General features: G+C 38.3%; 6 protein-coding genes. All 6 read left to right on the forward strand.

From position 1 onward, the window contains the following. Nucleotides 1-203: 203 nt before the first annotated feature. Nucleotides 204-1,184 (forward strand): nuclease-related domain-containing protein, encoded by a 981-nt coding sequence (locus tag FEZ33_RS11645; RefSeq protein WP_171031394.1) that lies wholly within the window; start codon nt 204-206, stop codon nt 1,182-1,184. 621 nt (nt 1,185-1,805) lie between these two features. Next, on the forward strand, nt 1,806-2,636 hold the full coding sequence (gene cdaA / locus FEZ33_RS11650; RefSeq protein ID WP_138405543.1) for a diadenylate cyclase CdaA: 831 nt from the start codon (nt 1,806-1,808) through the stop codon (nt 2,634-2,636). Further along, complete coding sequence (locus tag FEZ33_RS11655; protein WP_138405544.1) at nt 2,636-3,775, forward strand: CdaR family protein; 1,140 nt, start codon at nt 2,636-2,638, stop codon at nt 3,773-3,775. The genes cdaA and FEZ33_RS11655 overlap by 1 nt, the downstream gene beginning before the upstream one ends. A gap of 27 nt (nt 3,776-3,802) precedes the next feature. Then, on the forward strand, nt 3,803-5,155 hold the full coding sequence (gene glmM / locus FEZ33_RS11660; RefSeq protein WP_138405545.1) for a phosphoglucosamine mutase: 1,353 nt from the start codon (nt 3,803-3,805) through the stop codon (nt 5,153-5,155). Between the two features lie 97 nt (nt 5,156-5,252). Next, the gene (locus tag FEZ33_RS11665) at nt 5,253-6,137 is read left to right on the forward strand and encodes a methyltransferase domain-containing protein (protein WP_171031395.1); all 885 of its coding nucleotides are present in this window, start codon (nt 5,253-5,255) and stop codon (nt 6,135-6,137) included. 329 nt (nt 6,138-6,466) lie between these two features. After that, the coding region (locus FEZ33_RS13030) for a helix-turn-helix domain-containing protein (protein WP_138404493.1) at nt 6,467-6,578 on the forward strand (112 nt) is incomplete at its 3' end.

Consider the following 6,578-nt stretch of genomic DNA (forward strand, 5'->3'; position numbering starts at 1 on the left):
AGTTCATCCGTGGTAAGATGGGTGTAGGTCATTTGTGGTCACTCCTTTGTATTCTTTGGTCGGAATTACAAGTTGAGTGTACCACAAATGGCTGTTTTAGTTGTCTAGCTTAATTTTACAATCGGCGTTTTAAAATAAAAAAATGAAAACAGCTCTTTTTCTTGTATCTATATATGTAACTATTTATAGAAAGGGAGAAAATGATGTTACAGAAAAATTTAGAACTTCAGCAACAAGAAGAATGCTATTACCGAGAAGGCTTAACTCAAAAAGAAATGTATCAGTTTCAAGTCAATATGGATGGATTCAAGGGTGAAGCGGAAGTTTATCAATTACTAGTCAAATATGGGAATGCGAATTGGATTTATCTTCATGATATTTGGATAAATACTGGAGGCACAACACAACTTGATCTTGTAGTCTTAACTGGGAGTGGGGTTTATATTATCGATGCAAAGAATTATGCAACGGAATATGTCCATCAGAATCAACAAGCATTTGCGAATGGAAAATTATTAAGCAAAAGTATTTTTATTCAACTGGAACGCTCGATGGAGAAAGTTAATTTGCTGTTCAATAATTTAAGATATAATGGCGAAATTCAGGGGAAGATTGTATTTGTAAACCCAGAAGGATTGATTCGCTTAGATGAGCCGGCCTCAGAAGTGGGGATGAACCGAGCAGAATTTATACATTGGATTAAAGGAATTGCCCGTGATGAACAAAATTTACCGCTAGCTAATATCTTGCCAATAGCTTTAAAAGAACGAATTCTGAATGAGTTTCAAATTGAAAATCCTTACCCACCTGTACCTAAATCGATGAAAGAGATCAACCAAATGAAACGAGGTATAAAATGTGCTAAATGTCACAGTTTTGATATAACGCTGACAATGTATAAAGTCATCTGTAATCAATGTGGCCATCATGAAGTCAAAAAGAAATCGGTGGTTCGTACTTTATGTGAATATGGACTGATTCGTTACAGAGAACCGCTCACTGTGAGTGAATGTGAAGTGTTTCTTGATGGCCAAGTGAGTAAAAAGTATATCGCACGCACATTAAGTAAGTATTTTGGGAAAATGAATAGCGGAAGATACGCAACCTATGCCAATAAAAATAGTTCTTTTGACTATGCCTTCGAAAATGTTGAGTTTCCGTTTAAAAATTCAAAAGCAAAGTAATTTTAATAGTGGGAAATCGGCTAACGGGACGTGTCATAGTACGACCCGTCCCGTTAGCTGTTTAATTTCCCTTGTCACTACATGACCCGTCCTGTTACCCGCCCAATTTCCCTTGTCACTACACGACCCGTCCCGTTAGCTGTTTAATTTCCCTTGTCACTACATGACCCGTCCCGTTAACCGTTTAATTTCCCCTGTCACCGCATGACCTGTCCCGTTAACCGTTTAATTTCCCCTGTCATCACATGACGTGTCCTGTTACCCGCCCAATTTCCCTTGTCACTACATGACCCGTCCCGTTAACCGTTTAATTTCCCCTGTCATCACATGACGTGTCCCGTTAACCGTTTAATTTCCCCTGTCACCGCATGACCTGTCCCGTTAACCGTTTAATTTCCCCTGTCATCACATGACGTGTCCTGTTAACCATTTAATTTCCCCTGTCACCGCATGACCCGTCCCGATAACCCAACTACCCCCACCAATCCAATCCAAACACCACAACTTCCCCATCTCAAAAAATCATTTCAAATTTTCTGCTTCAAAATATTAAGTATGAAAGATTGATATGCTATAATATCAGAGAGTGATTAGAAAGAAGGTGACAAGGTGTTAGATTTTATGAATCAGTTTATGACGAATCAGCCGATAATTCGAATACTTGATATTTTATTAGTCTGGTATTTAATTTATCGCTTATTAATGTATGCACGCGGAACTCAGATGATGAACCTTTTAAAAGGGGTAGGGATCTTCCTTATCGCCAAAAGTGTGAGTTCACTTGCAGGACTTCAGACTGTAGATTGGCTATTAGGTCAGGTACTATCTTGGGGTGTTGTGGCGATGATTATTCTATTCCAACCGGAATTGAGGCGCGCTCTTGAGATATTAGGTCGAGACTTATTTAAAAATCGTAAGAGTAGGAATAATCCAAGTGAAAAATTAATAAATGATATCGAAAAATCAGTTCAGTACATGTCTAAAAGGAAAATTGGTGCCTTGATTTCAATTGAAGGTCAAGACGGCTTAGGCGATTATATCTCAAGTGGGATTCCGCTTGATGCAGAAATAACAAATCAATTACTAATTAACATATTCATTCCGAATACACCTTTACACGACGGGGCAGTGATTATCAGTGATTATCAAATCGCAGCTGCTTCATGTTATTTGCCACTATCAGAAAGTACATTGATACCGAAAGAATTAGGAACAAGGCATCGGGCTGCGATCGGTTTAAGTGAAGTAACTGATGCTGTAACAGTCATCGTATCTGAGGAAACTGGAGATATTAGTGTGGTTAAAGGCGATAAAATGAACCGCGCACTTGACCGAAACGAATTCAGAAAAATACTCGAGGAATATTTATTTGTAGAGGAAGAGAATTCGAAAGATATATTCCAAGTCATTCGCGACTTTCTTAATGACGGATTACAAAGAGGTGATAAATAATGAATAGAAGACTATTTGAGAATAAATGGGCCGTAAGACTCATCTCTCTACTTTTTGCCATTTTCTTGTACATTTTTGTCGCATCAGAAAACAATGCTTTCGTCTTTCAAAGTGCAGCAAACCAACAGTTTGCCAGCATCAACGTAACAGAAACTATTGATAATGTCCCTGTGACCGTTGGAGAGATTCCGGAAAATACGTTCATTAGTGGCTTGCCAGAATCAGTTCAAGTACGAATAACTGGACCACGCAATGTCATTAACCAAGTGTTAGAAAAAGAAATTACTGTTCAAACAGAAGACTTAACAGATATCCCATCTGGAACGCAACAAATCCAGTTTATCGTTTCTGATTTACCGGATACAGTCGATTACCAAGTTACACCGTCGAGAAGATATGTTAAAATATCACAGTTAGAAGAAATTACGGCTGAAATTGAATATGAAATAGATCCAAATGCCATTCAAGACGGATTTAATGTTGACAGTGTTTCATTAAATCCCCAAGAAGTTCAATTAACTGGTGACGTTGAAACAATTCAACAAATTGATCGAGTTTATATTACAATTGCTAATCCACAACCATCTAATAGTAGCTTCAGTGGATCATATGTCTTACAAATTGTGAATGCCAACGGTGAAGTATTAGATGTGAATTCAAATGTTTCGGAAATCGAATCACAAGTTGAAGTAGTACAACCTCAAAGTGAAGTAGGTATGCATATCATCCCTTTTGGGGAAGACCAAGCGATGTATACGTATGAATATACGATTACTACGCCTCAGAGCTTGGTAATTCAAGGGAGTCAACCGAATGTTGACACAATTGGCGTAGTTGCTGATGTCAGTGGTTTAACAGAATCAACAACCATCACGGGTGAATTACAAGTGCCAGAAGGTATGACGGTGATAAATGGTGGCGATGTTCAAATTGAAGTAAGCATCACACCAATCGCACCAAGTGAGAACGAGGAGCAAAGCTCTGAAGAAACCAATGAGACAAGCGAAGAAAATGAAGAAAACAACGGTCCCGAATCTGAATCTGGAACTGAAAATGAAGATGAAGAAAACGCGACTGAAAGTAATGAGTCAGCCGTTGTAGAACCGCAAGATGTCGAGGGCGAATCAGAAAATAACTAATAGGAAAAGTTAGGAGATTAATCAATAATGGGTAAATATTTTGGAACAGATGGTGTCAGAGGTGTAGCAAATAGTGAATTAACACCTGAATTAGCTTTTAAATTAGGTCGTTATGGAGGGTATGTGTTACTTCAACACTCTGACGTTGAACATCCACGCGTACTAGTTGCACGCGACACACGTATCTCTGGAGAATTATTAGAGTACGCATTAACAGCAGGATTATTATCTGTCGGAATCGAAGTTATGCGATTAGGTGTAATCTCAACACCCGCAGTGGCTTATTTAACAAAAACTCAAGGGGCAGCTGCCGGAGTAATGATTAGTGCTTCCCACAATCCAGCACAAGACAATGGAATTAAATTCTTCGGAAGTAACGGATTTAAACTATCTGATGACCAAGAAGCAGAAATCGAAGCATTACTAGATAGTGATGCTGATGAACTACCTCGCCCAAGTGCAGACGGCTTAGGAGTGACAGATGATTTCCCAGAAGGTTCTATCAAATATATTCAATACTTACAATCAACCATCTCAGCGAATTTAGATGATTTAAAAGTGTGTGTGGATGCTGCCAATGGTGCAACAGCCCCATTAGTAAACCAATTATTCGCAGATTTAGAGACTGATTTCTATACAATGGGAGACCGTCCCGACGGAATTAATATCAATAATGGAGTCGGATCAACTCACCCTGAAGCTTTACAAGAAATGGTTAAAGAAAAAGGTGCAGACCTTGGAGTTGCTTTAGATGGCGACGGAGACCGTTTAATCGCAGTTGATGAGACGGGTGCCATTGTTGATGGTGATAAGATTATGTTTATCTTAGGTAAACATTTACAATCTCAAGGACGCTTAGCTAATGATACAATTGTATCAACAGTTATGAGTAACATTGGATTCCATAAAGCTGTTGAAGAAAATAACATGACAGCTTTAAAAACTAAAGTTGGAGACCGATATGTTGTCGAAGCAATGCGAGAAGGTAACCACACTTTAGGTGGAGAGCAATCAGGTCACATTGTGATGTTGGACTACAATACAACGGGTGACGGGTTATTAACAGCCGTTCAATTAATGGCTGTTATGCGTGAAACTGGTAAAAAATTATCAGAATTAGCGGGTGAAGTGACCATCTTCCCACAAAAATTAGTGAATATTCGTGTTCACGACAAACACACTGTTATGGATGAGCCAGAAGTGAAAGAAATCATCGCTAAAGTTGAAGCAGAAATGGATGGCGACGGTCGTATCTTAGTACGTCCAAGTGGTACGGAGCCAATCTTACGTGTGATGGCGGAAGCTTCAACACCTGAACGTGTTGACCGTTACGTCGATCAAATCGCAGACGTGATTCGCGACATTCGTGGTATGGAGTAAGCAATTAAACTTAGTACTGAAGAAGTCATTTCTTCAGTATTTTTTTGTTTTAAGACAAATCATCTAAAAAGTAGAAAAAATGGGAGGAGAAGTCGTGATGACGCAGTTAAATGAATTAAATAAGAAAGACCGAACAGTACATTGGCTTAACACTCATCAAGCTGTCAATTTAAGCTGTATCCATTGCCAAGAAGCCTTAAAGTTAGACTCGCATAGTTTGGTGTGCAAGAATGGTCACCGTTTTGATATGGCGAAACAAGGCTATTTTTTCATGGCTAAGAAAGCATCGAATACAAAATATGATGCGTCCTTGTTTCACTCAAGACGTGAAATTATTTTAAATACAAAGATGTATCGACCTCTGCATGAATACATTGGAGAGTATCTGAGTGAACATCATGGAAAAGATATTTCAATCATTGATGCAGGAAGTGGAGAAGGCAGTCACTTGTGGCAGATGAGTCGCCAAGTTAAAGAGAATGAGTACAGTTTGATAGGGATTGATTTAGCAAAAAGTGCGATTCAAGCAGCCACAGATTATAATGGGCATATGTTATCGATGATTGCGGATTTGGCAGAGTTACCTGTAGCTAATCATCAAATAGATATCGTCTTTTCAATATTTTCACCGTCAAATTACTCGGAATTTGAGCGTATTTTAAAGCCGGAAGGGGAACTCATCAAAATTATTCCTAACTCAGGTTATTTACAAGAGATAAGACAAGCTCTCATAGATATGGAAATTGGAAATATCCACCCTTACTCTAATGAAGATGTTATCGAGGTCTTCAAAACGCATTATCCAGAAGCCAAGATGAAAGAAATTAAGGTGACGCAAAAGTTAACGGACAGTCAGTTGGAAGATTTAGTCGTTATGACGCCATTGACTTGGCAATTAAGTGATGATGAACACCAAACATTACTGACAAAGCTTGATGGTTTCATTACCTTGGATGTAATCGTATTACATAGTAAGATTTAACTATCCCCAACACTACTTAGACAACATTTTGTTCATTATAAGGGGAAATTTTTGCAAGAATATGATACGCTATTCAGTAGTGATTAGAATGTGACATTTATTGAGTGAGATATGCTCCAACCCTAGCTAATAATGTTTTAATGGAGGATTGAGTGTGCTTTGTTATGGGATTCTGGCTTAGGAAGTGACATGTCAATCAGTAAGTGCTAAAAACTAAAATCACTTTTTTATATGATGAATTGTAAAATTAAGTGCGACAAATAAAGAAACCCATAACAGGTTCGTGTAAAATGTTAGTAATGACAAAAACATAAACACGGAGGTCTGTTATGAGCTACACACATCTTACCATAGAGGAACGTTCAAAAATAGAAATACTCTATCAAGAAGGCTATAAAATTAATCGCATTGCTCAATTAATCGGGCGCCATCGGTCAACGA

This window comes from Ruoffia tabacinasalis (genome assembly GCF_005864045.1).
Classification (GTDB): Bacteria; Bacillota; Bacilli; order Lactobacillales; family Aerococcaceae; genus Ruoffia; species Ruoffia tabacinasalis.

Bases quoted from the DNA above. Each gene is read 5' to 3' on its own strand.
- cdaA (WP_138405543.1), top strand. From the start codon at position 1,806: ATGAATCAGTTTATGACGAATCAGCCGATAATTCGAATACTTGATATT.
- FEZ33_RS11665 (WP_171031395.1), top strand. From the start codon at position 5,253: ATGACGCAGTTAAATGAATTAAATAAGAAAGACCGAACAGTACATTGG.
- glmM (WP_138405545.1), top strand. From the start codon at position 3,803: ATGGGTAAATATTTTGGAACAGATGGTGTCAGAGGTGTAGCAAATAGT.
- FEZ33_RS11655 (WP_138405544.1), top strand. From the start codon at position 2,636: ATGAATAGAAGACTATTTGAGAATAAATGGGCCGTAAGACTCATCTCT.
- FEZ33_RS11645 (WP_171031394.1), top strand. From the start codon at position 204: ATGTTACAGAAAAATTTAGAACTTCAGCAACAAGAAGAATGCTATTAC.